15 protein-coding genes and 1 pseudogene are annotated in these 13,430 nt (G+C 66.1%); 9 read left to right on the forward strand and 7 right to left on the reverse strand.

Annotated elements, in window-relative coordinates; translation table 11 throughout:
• From QOJ24_RS16595 to QOJ24_RS16605, 3 genes and pseudogenes are all read left to right on the forward strand, one after another.
• Positions 1 to 532: pseudogene (locus QOJ24_RS16595) on the forward strand (PE-PPE domain-containing protein); the annotation flags it as partial.
• 40 nt (positions 533 to 572) lie between these two features.
• The gene (locus QOJ24_RS16600; protein WP_526263101.1) at positions 573 to 1,361 is read left to right on the forward strand and encodes an alpha/beta hydrolase; all 789 of its coding nucleotides are present in this window, start codon (positions 573 to 575) and stop codon (positions 1,359 to 1,361) included.
• Positions 1,362 to 1,374: 13 nt separating this feature from the next.
• Positions 1,375 to 2,493, forward strand: coding sequence for an NAD(P)H-dependent flavin oxidoreductase (locus QOJ24_RS16605; RefSeq protein ID WP_526263103.1), 1,119 nt, complete (start codon positions 1,375 to 1,377; stop codon positions 2,491 to 2,493).
• Here QOJ24_RS16605 and QOJ24_RS16610 read toward each other — a convergent pair.
• Both QOJ24_RS16610 and QOJ24_RS16615 read right to left on the reverse strand, forming a co-directional pair.
• On the reverse strand, positions 2,482 to 2,922 hold the full coding sequence (locus QOJ24_RS16610) for a DUF5990 family protein (protein WP_526263105.1): 441 nt from the start codon (positions 2,920 to 2,922) through the stop codon (positions 2,482 to 2,484). The genes QOJ24_RS16605 and QOJ24_RS16610 overlap by 12 nt on opposite strands.
• Positions 2,923 to 2,938: 16 nt before the next feature.
• The gene (locus QOJ24_RS16615; protein ID WP_526263107.1) at positions 2,939 to 3,385 is read right to left on the reverse strand and encodes a nitroreductase family deazaflavin-dependent oxidoreductase; all 447 of its coding nucleotides are present in this window, start codon (positions 3,383 to 3,385) and stop codon (positions 2,939 to 2,941) included.
• A gap of 203 nt (positions 3,386 to 3,588) precedes the next feature.
• Here QOJ24_RS16615 and QOJ24_RS16620 point away from each other — a divergent pair, with 203 nt between their 5' ends.
• The gene (locus QOJ24_RS16620) at positions 3,589 to 4,953 is read left to right on the forward strand and encodes an HNH endonuclease signature motif containing protein (protein WP_526263109.1); all 1,365 of its coding nucleotides are present in this window, start codon (positions 3,589 to 3,591) and stop codon (positions 4,951 to 4,953) included.
• Positions 4,954 to 4,974: 21 nt separating this feature from the next.
• Here the strand turns inward: QOJ24_RS16620 and QOJ24_RS16625 are convergent, their stop codons facing one another.
• Both QOJ24_RS16625 and QOJ24_RS16630 read right to left on the reverse strand, forming a co-directional pair.
• Positions 4,975 to 6,000, reverse strand: a complete 1,026-nt coding sequence (locus QOJ24_RS16625; protein WP_526263111.1) for a sensor histidine kinase — start codon at positions 5,998 to 6,000, stop codon at positions 4,975 to 4,977.
• Positions 5,987 to 6,670, reverse strand: coding sequence for a response regulator transcription factor (locus tag QOJ24_RS16630; protein ID WP_526263113.1), 684 nt, complete (start codon positions 6,668 to 6,670; stop codon positions 5,987 to 5,989). The genes QOJ24_RS16625 and QOJ24_RS16630 overlap by 14 nt, the downstream gene beginning before the upstream one ends.
• A 105-nt stretch (positions 6,671 to 6,775) precedes the next feature.
• On the opposite strand from QOJ24_RS16630, the gene QOJ24_RS16635 reads away from it, so the two are divergent.
• From QOJ24_RS16635 to QOJ24_RS16645, 3 genes are read left to right on the forward strand one after another with little or no spacing between them, the layout of a single operon-like run.
• The gene (locus QOJ24_RS16635; protein WP_526263115.1) at positions 6,776 to 7,432 is read left to right on the forward strand and encodes a glycosyltransferase family 2 protein; all 657 of its coding nucleotides are present in this window, start codon (positions 6,776 to 6,778) and stop codon (positions 7,430 to 7,432) included.
• Positions 7,429 to 8,094 (forward strand): TIGR04282 family arsenosugar biosynthesis glycosyltransferase, encoded by a 666-nt coding sequence (locus tag QOJ24_RS16640; RefSeq protein WP_526263195.1) that lies wholly within the window; start codon positions 7,429 to 7,431, stop codon positions 8,092 to 8,094. Before QOJ24_RS16635 ends, QOJ24_RS16640 begins: the two co-directional genes overlap by 4 nt.
• Entirely contained in the window at positions 8,095 to 8,724 is a 630-nt protein-coding gene (locus QOJ24_RS16645; protein WP_526263117.1) for a methyltransferase domain-containing protein, read from the forward strand.
• Here the strand turns inward: QOJ24_RS16645 and QOJ24_RS16650 are convergent.
• The 3 genes from QOJ24_RS16650 to QOJ24_RS16660 are packed head-to-tail and all read right to left on the reverse strand — an operon-like array spanning position 8,705 to position 11,910.
• Entirely contained in the window at positions 8,705 to 9,211 is a 507-nt protein-coding gene (locus tag QOJ24_RS16650) for a hypothetical protein (RefSeq protein WP_526263119.1), read from the reverse strand. The two genes, QOJ24_RS16645 and QOJ24_RS16650, sit on opposite strands and share 20 nt — an antisense overlap.
• Positions 9,212 to 9,214: 3 nt before the next feature.
• On the reverse strand, positions 9,215 to 10,501 hold the full coding sequence (locus QOJ24_RS16655; protein WP_526263121.1) for a molybdopterin-dependent oxidoreductase: 1,287 nt from the start codon (positions 10,499 to 10,501) through the stop codon (positions 9,215 to 9,217).
• Between the two features lie 53 nt (positions 10,502 to 10,554).
• Positions 10,555 to 11,910 carry a hypothetical protein gene (locus QOJ24_RS16660; RefSeq protein ID WP_526263197.1) on the reverse strand — a complete coding sequence of 452 codons (1,356 nt, stop codon included), beginning with the start codon at positions 11,908 to 11,910 and terminating at the stop codon, positions 10,555 to 10,557.
• Between the two features lie 49 nt (positions 11,911 to 11,959).
• Here QOJ24_RS16660 and QOJ24_RS16665 point away from each other — a divergent pair, with 49 nt between their 5' ends.
• Positions 11,960 to 12,799: a GNAT family N-acetyltransferase gene (locus tag QOJ24_RS16665; RefSeq protein WP_526263123.1), complete on the forward strand. Its 840-nt coding sequence runs from the start codon at positions 11,960 to 11,962 to the stop codon at positions 12,797 to 12,799.
• Positions 12,800 to 12,838: 39 nt separating this feature from the next.
• Complete coding sequence (locus QOJ24_RS16670; protein WP_526263125.1) at positions 12,839 to 13,429, forward strand: TetR/AcrR family transcriptional regulator; 591 nt, start codon at positions 12,839 to 12,841, stop codon at positions 13,427 to 13,429.
• The last annotated feature ends 1 nt before the right edge of the window (position 13,430 follow it).

Raw genomic sequence — 13,430 nt, forward strand, 5'->3', positions numbered from 1 at the left:
CAGGCCGCTAAGGCTGATTCCTGGCGGTGACATTCTTGCCAACGCTATCGATCCGACCCTGACGGAGCTAGTGGATGCGGGTTACGCAGACGGCAAAGGCACGGCGACTGACCCGGCGATTCCGAAGGATCCGACCGTGACCAGGCCGATGAAGCCGGGTTCGTCGCTATCGGCGTTGGGCGGCGTGCCGGCATCGGTTCCGGCAGGGGCGGCCACAGGTGCTACTACAGCGATTCAAGACATCACTAACCCGACCAACTTCGTCACCAAGCCCCTCGGCGAAGCAGGCAAGCTGCCGGGCATCTCATCGCTGCCGTCGTTGCCGTCGCTCACAAACCAGTCAGTCTCGGCGAACACGGCCAAACCCAACAGCCCGAACATGTTCGTGCCGGTGCTGCCCGGAACGGGCAACAAGAATTCGAGCAGTTCGGCGGCAACGGGTGCCAATGGCCTGAAGAACTTCACCGATCAGGTCAAGGACGCGGTCAACAAGGTGACCGGCGGCCTCACAGGCGCGAAGAACGGCTCGTAGACAGCGGCGGATTCTCGGCGCGGCGCTTATCGTCACGCTGGTGGCTTCCGCACTCATTGTCGCGATCCAGACGCAGCAGCGACGGCTGATCTACTTTCCGACGCGGGAACCTGTGCCGTCCGCGTCGACGCATCTTCCCGGCGGTAGCGACGTCGTCCTGCACACCGAGGACGGAAAGCGCTTGGGCGCTTGGTATCTCCCAGCCGTCGGTGGCAAAGGCGGACCGGGTGTCGTCGTCTTCAACGGTAACGGGGGAGACCGGGCCGGGCGTGCGCTGCTAGCTGAAGGCCTCGCCCGTCTGGGCTTGTCGGTTCTGCTATTCGACTACCGCGGATACGGTGGCAACCCCGGCAGCCCGTCGGAGAAGGGCCTGGCCGCCGACGCGCGGGCGGCTCAGGCCTGGCTTGCGAAGCAGCCCGAGGTGAACCCTGACCGGATCGTCTATTTCGGCGAGTCACTCGGCGCCGCGGTCGCCGTCGGCCTTGCCACCGAGCGCCCGCCCGCCGCGCTGGTGCTCCGCTCGCCGTTCACGTCGCTGGCCGACGTCGCGAAGGTGCACTACCCCTGGCTGCCGGTCGGGCGCCTGCTCGTCGACCGCTTCCCGTCGATCGACCGGATCGGGTCGTTGTCGACGCCGGTCATGGTGATCGCCGGTGACCGTGACGACGTCGTCCCCGAGTCGCTGAGCAAGAAGCTGTACGTCGCCGCGCCAGACCCGAAGCGCTATCTGCTTGTGCCTGGCACCGGTCACAATGACCCTGAGCTTGTCGGTGGCGACCGCCTGCTCGACGAGGTCGGCAGGTTCTTGTCAGAAGCAAACGTGCGGTAGTGATACTGAACGGGTGAAGCCCGCGATCTGTGAACAGTTCGGCATCGATTTCCCGCTCTTCGCCTTCAGCCACTGCCGCGATGTGGTCGCGGCGGTGACCAACGCCGGCGGATTCGGCGTGCTCGGCGGAACGGCGTTCACCCCCGAACAACTCGACCAGGAACTGAGGTGGATCGACGAACAGGTCGGCGGCAAGCCGTACGGCCTCGACTTGATCGTGCCCACCAAGTTCGAGGGCAAGGGCGAGAAGGTCAGTTCGTCAGATCTCGCCGCTCGGATTCCGGACGAGGTGCGTGGCTTCGTCGCCGACCTGCTCGCGAAGCACGACATCGAGTCTGACGCCAAGCCGTTCATCGGAGGCTCGTCGCTGGCCGGCACTACGGGCCGTGAACTGCTCGAGGCGGCGATGAGCCATCCGATCAAGTTGATCGCCAACGCGTTGGGGGTGCCGCCGGACTACATGATCGACGCGGGCAAGGAACGCGGCATCCCCGTCGCGGCGCTCGTCGGCGCCAAGGAGCATGCGGTCAAACAGGTCGCGGCAGGCGTGGATCTCATTGTCGCGCAAGGCACTGAGGCTGGCGGCCACTGCGGCGAGGTCACGACAATGGTCCTGATCCCCGAGGTGATCGAGGCCATCGACGGGGCGGTGCCCGTGCTGGCTGCAGGCGGAATCGTCACCGGCAGGCAGATGGCGGCCGCCGTTGCAATGGGCGCCGACGGGGCATGGACGGGATCGGTGTGGTTGACCACCGAGGAGGCCGAGACCGCCCCCCACACCAAGGACAAGTTCCTGGCTGCCACGTCGCGCGACACGATACGTTCGACGGGGCGGACGGGAAAGCCTGCGCGTCAACTGAAGTCGGAATGGACAGACGCCTGGAAGCCGAACGACGGCGGCCACGAGACGCTGCCGCTTCCGCTGCAGTCGATGCTCTGCGAGCCGATCATCCGTCGAGTGGATGTGCTTGCGTCGCAGGGACATCCGGGTGCACAGGCGCTGGCGACCTATTTCGTCGGGCAGGGCGTCGGCTTGATGAACAAGGTCAAGCCCGCACGCGAAGTCGTCCGCGAGTTCATCGAGGACTATCTCGCCGCAACCGAGCGGCTGAGCAACTCGCTACCCGACTGACCAATCGATGAGCGGTGGCCGCACCGACGCGCACTGTGGTTGACCCTTGGCGTCGGTGAGCCCGAGTCGGCCGATGAGCAGCCCGGTCTTGGCCGCCTGCGCGAGCACCTCGGCAGGCACGTCGTCGAGCATCAGCTTGGCCCGTCGGAACATATCCATTCGGCCGTCGCCGTCGACGCTGCCCCAGTTGAGGTAGATGAACCGATCGCCGGGCCGGCCCTGGATGTGCGGTCCGCGCACATCGGAGCCGATCACCTCGCAGTCGACGGTCCAGGTCACCTCGGTTGCGTCGCCGGGCTGCAAATCCAGCAGCTCGGGCGGACGCTTCTTGCTCTGCACCGCGACATGCACGTTCGTGTAGCCGGGGAAGTTGTGGCCCGGCGGGCAGTCGCGGCCGGGCAGGTCTGTACCGACGATTCGAATTTGCACGCACCCATTGTCGCGATCAGTCGAACGTGATGCGCACCGAGATGGGGTCGCTCTGCAGGGCGCGCATTCCGAGCAGCGTCGCAGACTGGCTGACCTTGCTCTTACCGCCGAAGCTGCGGGCTCGCGCCACGACATCGTCGTCGGGCACGAATGCCGCTGTGCCATCGCGCCATTCGTCGTCGACGCGGACGCGAACCTTCGGGTTGGCCGTGATGTTGTGCGCCCAGCCGGCCCGCTTGCCGTGCTGGGAGATCACCCAGACGCCGCCGTCGTCGGCACGACCGGTGAGCGGCACGCGGCGCGGCTGACCGGTCTTGGCGCCGGTGGTCTCCAGCTCGACGGTCGACGAGGCGCGGATGCCGATCTTGTCCAGCGCGCCGACCAGCGGATTGACGATCGTGCGACCGACCTGTCGTTCGAACTTGAACTTGCGCAGCGCCTTGCGGGAATCGGCAGCAGTCATTGAGAACCTCCATTTAGCTGAGCTCGAAGATAGTTGAACGATCTCTCAAATACAATAGTCAGGCGTGAAGCCGCCGGTCAGATGACATGCTCATCGGGGCGTAACTCGACGTTATCGCGGCCGCAAAACCACTTCCGTCGCATCCACTGCAGCGATCGCCGACCGTATCTGGATTGTCGGTGTCTCGAACTAATGTTCGATGTATGAGTTCTTGCCGTGAAGACATCGAGGCGGCGTTCGCCGACCTCGACGCGGCGTTCGAGGCGGTTGCCGAGTTGTCCTTCGACGCCATCACGGCCTGCGAAAGGCAGAGGCTCCTTGCTCGACTAGAAACTCATCGTCGTCGCCTGCCCGCTGTCGAACATCCGCTGATCAACCAGCTCGCCGCCGAGCCTGCTCCCGAAGCGCTCGGCGCCGCCAGCCTCGCCGAGGCGCTGGCCACGGGACTGCGAATCAGCAAGAGCATGGCAAAGCAACGCATCTCCGAAGCAGACGAGCTGGGTCGGCGCACCGCGCTGTCGGGTGATCTACTCGACCCGGTGCTACCGACGGTCGCGACCGCTCAGGCGGCCGGGCTGGTGGGAGCCGAGCACATCGAAGTGATCCGCAAGTTCTTTTCAAAGTTGCCCGATGCTATCGATTATCAGACCCGCGAAGAAGCCGAAAAAGATCTGGGTCGGCTCGCCACTGAATTCGGTCCCGCCGAACTACGCAGGGCCGCCGATCGACTGGCTTACGTGCTCGACCAGGACGGCCCCGTTCCCACCGACGCCGACCGGGCGCGGCGCCGATTTTTTACCATCGGCAAGCAGCGAGCCGACGGAATGACCCCATTCCACGGACTGTTCGACCCCGAGGGCCGCGCGACGATGGAAGCCGTCCTGGCCAAAACGGCGGCCCCCGGGATGTGCAATCCTGACGACATCAAGCCCTGTGTTGATGAGCAACCACCAGACGCTGCCTCGCAAACCGATCTTCGAACCCAGCCTCAACGCAATCACGATGCACTCACTGCAATGGGCCGTGCAATGTTGGCGTCGGGGCAACTGGGTCAGCACAATGGATTGCCCGCCACCATCGTCGTCTCCACGACTCTCAAGGAGCTCGAATCGGCTGCGGGACATGGTATTACCGCCAGCGGATCTCTACTCCCGATGTCGGATGTCATTCGGATGGCGAGCCACGCGTACCACTATCTGGTGATCTTCGAGGAGCACACGCGAGAGCCCCTCTACCTCGGCCGTACCAAACGGCTCGCCTCGCGCGGCCAACGTATCATCCTGCATGCGCGCGACCGCGGCTGCACCTTCCCCGGTTGCACAGTGCCCGGCTATGGCTGCCAAGTCCATCACGCCAAGCGAGGCTGGGCGCGCGGTGGCCAAACCAATGTCGACGAAGTAGTCCTCGCTTGCCCTCCCCATAATCGCCTCGTCGAAAAGGCGGGCTGGGTGACTCGAATACGGGCAGACGGTCGCGTCGAATGGATCCCACCGCCGCAACTTGATTCCGGGCAAGCGCGTGTCAACGACTACCACCACCCGGAGAACTATCTGCTGTGCGACGACTAACGGCCGACAATCGCAACTAGGTCAGTCGACGGCCAGTGGCAGCCGCACCTCGAACCGCGCGCCGGTATCCAGATTGCGTGCCGACAGCGTGCCGCGGTGTGCCTGCACGAGCCCGGCAGCGATGGCAAGGCCGAGCCCCGAGCCGCTTGGCAACGACGCGTCCGTTCGTGGCACCCGGTCGTTCGACCCCCGGTAGGCCACGTCGAACACCCTGGGCAGGTCGGCCTCATCGATACCGACCCCGGTGTCGTCGACGCGCGCCCACGCGCCGTTCTCGTCGCAACCCAGCGCCAGCTCGACCTTGCCGCCCTCTGGCGTGTGCGCGATCGCATTGGCCACCAGATTGGACAGCACCCGCACCAGGGCACGGTCGCTGCCGACCACCCGAACCGGTTCGGTGGGCAGGTCAGCGGTCAGCACGACCCCGGCGCGTTCCGCCGCGATGCGGTGCGCGGCCATGACGTCGTCGACGACCTCGTCGAGGGCCACCTTGTCGAAAGCGGGCTGAATCGCGCCCGCGTTGATCTTCGACATCTCGAACAGGTCGTCGACCATGTCAGAGAGCCGGATTGATTCCTGTTCGATGTGTTTGGCGTGTGCGCGGACCTCCTCGTTGGGCACCACACCATCGGCGATGGCCTCGGAGACGGCGCGGATCCCGGCAAGCGGGGTGCGCAGGTCGTGGCTGACGAAGGCGACCAGCCGTCGCCGCGATACCTCGGCGGCGCGCTCCGAATCGCGGATCTCCTGCTCCCACACGGTCCTGCGGGCTTGGTAGCGGGCCATCATGATTGCAGCGGGGATCGTCACGATCGACACGATGACCAGCACGACGGCGGTGCTCTCGAACGTCTCGGTGATCATGAAGCCGCTGGCGCCGATAACCCCGGTGAACGTCGCGATGGTCGGGATCAACACTAGCGCGACCATGCTGACAGCCAGCGACCATGACCGGGCCAACCGGATGATGAGCGCACCTGCCAGCACTACCGGGACCGAACAGGCCAATGCCCACCCGATGATTTCCCAGAAGTCAGCCGCCGGCACTACTGCTCCACAGGTAGCCGCGGCCCCACACCGTCTGCACGCGGTGTTGGTCGCCGAGCTTCGACCGCAGCCGCTTGACGTGCACGGTCACCGTGGACAGATCGCCGAAGTCCCACCGCCACACCTGCTTGAGGAGCTCCTCGCGCGAGAACACAATGTCGACGTGGGTCATGAAGAACAGCAGCAGCTCGAACTCGCGGTTGGTCAGGCTGACCGGCTCGCCCCTGACGGTCGCCGAACGCGATGCGGTGGAGACGGTCAGCTCTCCAGCTGTCAGATCGACAGGGGATGCCCCCATCGGCGTCGGAGCCCTTCGCAGCAGGGAGCGCACCCGAAGCGCGAGTTCACGCGGGCTGAAGGGCTTCGTCAGATAATCGTCGGCACCCGCCTCGAGCCCCGCGATCCGGTCATCCTCCTCGCCGAGTGCGGTCAGCAGGATCACCGGCAGCGTGTAGTCGCCTCGCTGGCGGAGGCTGCGGCACAGCGCCAGGCCGTCGGGGCCGGGCATCATCACATCGAGGACCGCAACGTCGATTCGCTGCGTGCCAAGTAGCCGTAGCGCCTCGTTGCCATCGCGTGCGATTGCGACTTCGAGACCGTCGCGTTCCAGGTATCGGCGCACGACATCGCGGACGACGTTGTCGTCGTCGGCAATCATCACCCGTGTCATTACCTCTCAGGCTAGCTGTGTAGCCGCTGCTACCAGCACTGATGTCACGCTTTTGTCACCGTTGGCATTGGTGCCCGCGTTGTACCTGGCCTAGCGTCGGTACCTATGGCCGACGGACCCGTGACAGTGGTGCTGCCCTGTCTCAACGAGTCCGCCTCTTTGCCGGGGGTGCTCGCGGCCCTGCCAACCGGGTACAGGGCACTTGTGGTCGACAACAACAGCACCGACGACACCGCCGAGGTGGCCCGTCGCCACGGCGCCGACGTGGTCACCGAACGACGCCCCGGGTACGGATCGGCTGTGCACGCCGGCGTGGAGGCGGCGACGACGCCGATCGTGGCGGTCGTCGACGCCGACGGATCACTGGACCCCGCCGAGCTCCCCGCTTTGGTGGGCGAGCTCGACCGCGGCGCCGACATGGCGATCGGCCGACGACGCCCCGCGCCAGGGTTGCGCTGGCCTTGGCACGCGCGGCTGGGCACAGCGGCGGTGTGTTGGCGCCTACGCACCCGATACGGGCTGCCCGTGCACGACATCGCCCCGATGCGGGTCGCGCGCCGCGACCCATTGCTCGCGCTGGGCATCACCGATCGCAGAACCGGCTACCCGGTTGAGCTGATGGTCCGGGCGGCGGAGGCGGGCTGGACGGTCGTCGAACGCGATGTGCTCTACGGTCCGCGCACCGGCGGGAAGTCCAAGGTCAGCGGATCGCTGCGCGGCAGTATCCATGCAGGGCTGGACTTTTGGCGGGCGATCTCGTGATACCTGTGACCCTGGCCGTGATCACGAAGGCGCCGGTTGCCGGCCAGGCGAAAACCCGGCTGGCCGCTAGTGTCGGCGATCAGGCAGCGGCGGACATCGCCGCCGCCACGTTGCTGGACACCCTCGACGCCGTCGATGCGACGCCCGTCGCGAATAAGGTCGTGGCCTTGACCGGCGATGTCGGGAAGGCCAGCGGCAGCCGCCAAATCCGTTCTCGCTTGGCCGATTTAATCGTTGTCGAGCAGCGTGGCGACGACTTCTCGGCGCGATTGGCCAATGCGATCGCAGACGCGGCGGCGACGGCGGCCGACCGACCGGTGGTGTTGATCGCCTCCGACACGCCGCAGGTGACCGCGACTCTGCTCGCCGATTGTGCGCAAGCTCTGCTCCAGACCGATGTCGTCTTCGGCCTGGCCCGCGACGGTGGTTGGTGGCTGCTCGGGGTAACGGACCCGGCCATGGCCCAGTGCCTGAACACCATTCCGACGTCGCGCTCGGACACTGGACCCGCCACGTTGGAAGCGCTGCGCGACAACGGCTTAACTGTGTCTCTGGTGGCCGAGCTGTCGGACGTCGACACCGTCGACGACGTGGATGTCGTTCGAGCCGAGTGCGCACCGGATAGTCGTTTCATTCACGCGATCAAGGCTGCGGGGCTGTAGATGCTGGGGAATCTCTACGACAGGGCTCTGGGCGGTGAGCGGTGTTGGGTCCGCCACGACGACGGCGAAGTTCGACATCTCCCGGTGCGGAAGTGGCTTGGTGGCAGGCATGCCGACAGCGACTTCGATCTCGCCGTGTTGACGTTGTGCAAGGGTCCGACAATCGACTTGGGTTGCGGTCCGGGACGTTTGGTGACTGAGCTCGTTCGACGGGGTGTTCCGGCGCTGGGAGTCGATCAGTCTGCGACGGCCGTCGGGATGGCGCGCCGCAGCGGGGCGCCGGTGCTTCGTCGGGACGTTTTCGAACCCCTGCCCGGTACCGGCCGCTGGCAGACGGTGCTGCTTGCCGACGGCAATGTCGGGCTGGGCGGTGACCCGCTTCGTGTCCTTCGGCGGTCCGCCGAGTTGCTCAAGCGTGGCGGGCATTGCGTCGTCGAGTTCGAATCCGTGGTGACCGGTATCCGCACCGGTTGGGTGCGGCTCGAATCGTCGCGAACAATCGGTCCGTGGTTCCGCTGGGCCTCGGTGGGGATCGACTGCGCGGCCCAACTCGCCGAAGAAGCGGGCTTGTCCCTGACCGGAATTCACCCCATCCATGGACGCGTCGTCGCTAGTCTGACATTGTCTTGACTCGGCGCGCTACGGCCAACCTGACCCCGTACAGCACGGCGCTGACGGCGAACATCACCGCGGTCAACATCAGCCAACGGCCCAAAAACGGCTCCTGATTCTGTCCGGTGGCTGCGGTATACGCCGGCGCCCCCTGCTCGATGATTCCCGGAAGGAAAACCAGCAGCGTCAACCCTGCTCCCATCGCGGGTATCCGAACGTAGTTCAGCGCCGATACCGATGCCTTCGCGCGCGGCCGTAATCGACTGCCTGTCACCAAGAGCCGATCGATCAGCGAGTAGACGGGGAACAACACGAGGTCGTGAGCGATGATGGCCGCCGCGAACCAGACCAGGATCGACTGCCACCAGGTGTTGGTGTTCCACAGCGTCGTCGGCTTGATGGTCGCCACGACGTAACCGAACAGCGCGAAACCCGCGACGAGTGTCAGCAGGTGAAGCGGATTCGAACCGTACACCGTGCGGAATCGGTTCAGCACCGGGCGCATGGGTCAGCCCGTCCTGAAGTCGATGGAGGCGACCCACTTGGTGTTGTGAACGCCAGGCAGGCCGGGGACGATGATCCGCGCCGGATAGCCGTGATCGGGTGACAGGTCAGCGTCGTTGACGCGCAGCGCCAGAAGGGAATCCGGGTGGATCACCTGATTCGCCTGCAGGGTCGCACGGTTGAACCCGCCGCGGCGTTCAACGGATCGCACGAACGCCGACGTCGGGTTCGGTACACCGGCACGTCGCGCCAACTCGGCCAGCTGTACGCCGGACCAGGTCTCGGTGGTCGACCAACCTTCGACGCAGGCGATCGGCAGCCGGGCCGTGTGCTGCGGCATCGCGGTCAAGGCTGCGCGGTCGATCACCACCTTCGTCGGCCCGCCGGTCAGCGTGAGGCGCCACTGTTCACCGGTGGCGTCCGGCGTGATTCCCGCCGCCCACGCGGTCCGGTTCACCTGGAAGTCGTTGGGCCCGTCGCCACGCGTCCGGCCGCGCGGAAGCAGCAGCGCGGCGTGCCGGGTGAATCCGCCGAGCGTCTGTCCCGCGGTGATGACCGCCATGAAAACCGCCCCGCCCCCGACCAGTGCGAGCGCTCCCCGCCTGCTGATCGTCGCAGCTGCGGGGTTCTCGGCCACCAGACCGTCTTGTTCGTAGGGCTCGGGCACGGTCTCTGCACGGTTGGTGCGCAATACCTCCCGCATCGACATCGACCGCAGACCGGTCCACATCCTGGGAATCTTGATCGTGATGTGAACCACGAAGCCGGCGATGAAGACCCAGGCGCCGTAGTAGTGGGCGGTGTAGAAACTGAACCCGAAGATGTAGTCGTACTGGATGTTGAGGACGCCGGTGATGATCTCGAACAGAATCCCGCCGACCAGCATCAGCAGTGAAATGCGTTCCAGCAGTTGCGCGATCGATCGTGCCGGCGGGAAGGCGAAGAGCCGGGGGATGACCGACCACAGCTTCGCGAGCACCACGGGTATCAGGATCAGGCCGAGCCCGACGTGCAAGCCCTGGTTGAGTCGGTAGATCCACGCCGGCTCGGCCGGCCAGTCGAAGGTCGGTAGCTTCAGCCATCCCACATCGCCGGGGATGGCCTGCCCGAACTGCGGTCCGTAGGCGATATAGGACAGCAGGCCGGTGAGGATCACGACGGGCAGAACCACCAGCAGCACCGAGCCGAACATCGATGTCAGCCAGAGCCCGCGCAGCGGGCTGCGCCAACGGGGAAGTTCGCGGCGGAAGTCCGCCGGCGGCGGCCGGCTGGGTTCGTCGTCCACCGTCATCACTCCATTCCACATCGGTTACTCGTGGTGAGTGTCCGATATGGGCCAGAGTGTTACCAGTTCGTCAGAATGAAACTGTTCACCGTGAGAGCTCCGATCACGTTGAGGGACAGCCAGAAGCGGTGTGACTGCGGGGGGAGCAGGGCGGGCGCCGCGGTCAGCCACATCGTGAACGGCAGCCAGATGCGTTCGGTTTCGGCCTTGCTCAGCATGCTCAAGTCGGCGCAGACGATCGCCAGCAGCGCGCCGAGAACCAGCACGTGCAGACCCGGATTCTTACGGATGGCCGCTATGTTGAGTGCCCGGCCGATGCCTGCCACGCTGCCCAGCCCGATCGCACACACCACCGACGCGAAGTTGGCCCACGACCAATACTGGAAAGGCCGGTCAAGGGCGATGCCCTGCCAATAGCGTTCTTGCACAAGGTGGTAGCCGTCGAACCACCAGAAGCCGAAGGCGAAGAACGCGCCGACGACGAACCCCGCCATCACGGCGGCGGGCACGAGTGTGCGTAATGCCGATTGCCAGTCGACGGCGGTGATCAGCACTGCTAGCGCCAGGAACGCGATGAGCGCGAGGCCGTAGTTGAGGAAGATCGCCCAGCCCAACAACACTCCGGCGCCGCCTGCGACCAGCAGCGGTACTCGCACCTTCTGTCTGGCGGCCAGCGCCAGCAGGGCGATGCCCCACGCGGCCACGCCCGCGAAATACCCGTCGGCCGAGACCGCGACCCAGATGGCCGTCGGCGCCACCGCGACAAACGGTGCAGCAAGCCGCGCCGCCTCTTCGTCGGCCACCGCGCGGACCGCAACGATGATCGCGGTCGCCGCGCTGGACCCGACCAGCAGGCACAGCAACCCGGCCCACGCGCCGCCGCCAAGGCCGATACGGTCCAGCCACACGAACGTCAGCAGCGCGCCCGGCGGATGGCCGGACACGTGCGTGATCCACGAATCGGGTTGGTAGTCGAGGATTCTGCGGGAGAAGCTGCTGAGCGCGGCGGGTATGTCGGTGATGGTTGGCACCTGGCGCAGATACTCGTGGCGCGCGGTGAGCCGGCCCGCGAAGCCGCGCTGCCAGCCGTCGATCATCGCCAGCGAGAAGGCCCACAAGCAGGACGTCGCCCACACCGTGAGCGTCACGGCGCGCCACGGCAGCCGCTGCGCGAGGCTCGGCCCCCACAGCACCGCGGCGACACCGATCAGGATCGCCGGACCGGTACCCCACCCGACATGGGCCTTCCACCACCCGAAGATCGGAGCGGTTCCCGCGAAATCGCGGAAGCGTTCCGGGGTGGCGTCGATCAGCGGTGTGACGGTGCCCAGGTGTAGGTGCGGGACGACGAAGGCCGCCACCAGCAGGAGCACCGCGCCACCGACCGCCACCGACTCCCTGCGACCTATCTGCAGCTTGGGCACGACCGCCAGGGTAGGGGGTGGATAACTGCCACGGTGTTTCATGGGTGCCGTGACCGAACCCCTCTTCTGCAGCACCGAACTCGCCGCGCGCATCGAGTCGGCTGAGGCGCAGCTGATCGCCGCGGGCACGGATGCGGCGCTTCGACGCCACCCCCACCTCGCTTTCGTCATACCTGTCGCAGGGGGGTTCGCGTGCTTTGGCGAGGCCGGCGCACCGTTCAACAAGGTCGTCGGCCTCGGCTTCGGCGGGTTGCCGAGCGACGACCTCATCGGGGAGATCGAAGGGGCGTACGCCACCCGTGGCGCCTCCACCCAGGTGGAGCTGACCAATCTGGCCGATCCCGAGATCGGCGCGATGCTGACCGGCCGGGGCTACCGGCTCGTCGCGTTCGAGAACGTACTCGGCAGGTCGCTGAACGCCTCCGCGAAGCCGCCGGTGTTCGACGCGATCGACATTCGCATGAGCGGAGAGGATGAGCTCGACGATTGGCTCGAGGTGGTGGTCGCGGGCTTCGCCCACCCCGACGAGCAAGGAGTCGCCACCCACGAGGACTTTCCCCTCGAAATCGTCGAGCGGGCCGAACGCGACCTCGTCGCGGCGGGCGCGCGGACATATCTCGCGTTGCGGGACGGAGTCGTTGCAGGCGGTGGCGGCTTGCGCATTACCAACGGGGTCGCGCAACTGGTCGGCGCCGCAACGGCACCGGAGTTTCGCAGGCAGGGCGTGCAGTCCGCGCTGCTGTCGACCCGCCTCGCCGACGCCGCCGCGGCCGGCTGTGACATCGCCGTCGTCACCACGGCGCCGGGTTCGAAATCTCAGCAGAACGTGCAACGGCAGGGTTTCCAGCTGCTCTACACGCGGGCGGTGCTCGTCAAGTGATTCGGAATATTCGTTCCAGAACGGACGTATTGTATTGGTGTGGCGCGTCCCCGGACATTTGATGAGCACGAGGTCGTCGCGGCTGCCCGCGATGAGTTCTGGGAGCGTGGCTATGCCGCGACGTCGGTTGACGACCTGACTGCCGCCACCGGGCTCGGTAAAGGAAGCCTCTACGGCGCGTTCGGCGACAAGCACACGCTCTACCTGCGGGCACTGGACGACTACATCTCGTCGTCACTCGACGAGGTCCGCGCCAGCCTGCGCAACCCGAAACGCAGCGCCTACGTACGGCTTGCCGGTCACATCCGGCTGCAGGCCAAAGCGCTTGTCGCAGACAAGGACAGGCGCGGCTGCCTGATTGCCAAGAGCGCCGCCGAACTCGGCGCCACCGACGACGACGTCGAGAAGAAGGTCGAGCTCGCGTACACGACGTGGCGCGACGAACTCGTCGCGTGCATCAAGGAAGCGCAGCGTGACGGAACCGTTGACGCCAGGCAGAACCCTCAGGCGCTGGCGGGCACGCTTCTCGCCTTCATGCGCGGCCAGGAGGCGCTGCACAAGGGCGGCGCCAAGCCCGCACAGCTGAAGGCCGCCGCCGACGAGATGGTGTCCCTCATACCGACCGGCTAGA

This window comes from Mycobacterium sp. (assembly GCF_032159775.1).
Lineage (GTDB): Bacteria > Actinomycetota > Actinomycetes > Mycobacteriales > Mycobacteriaceae > Mycobacterium.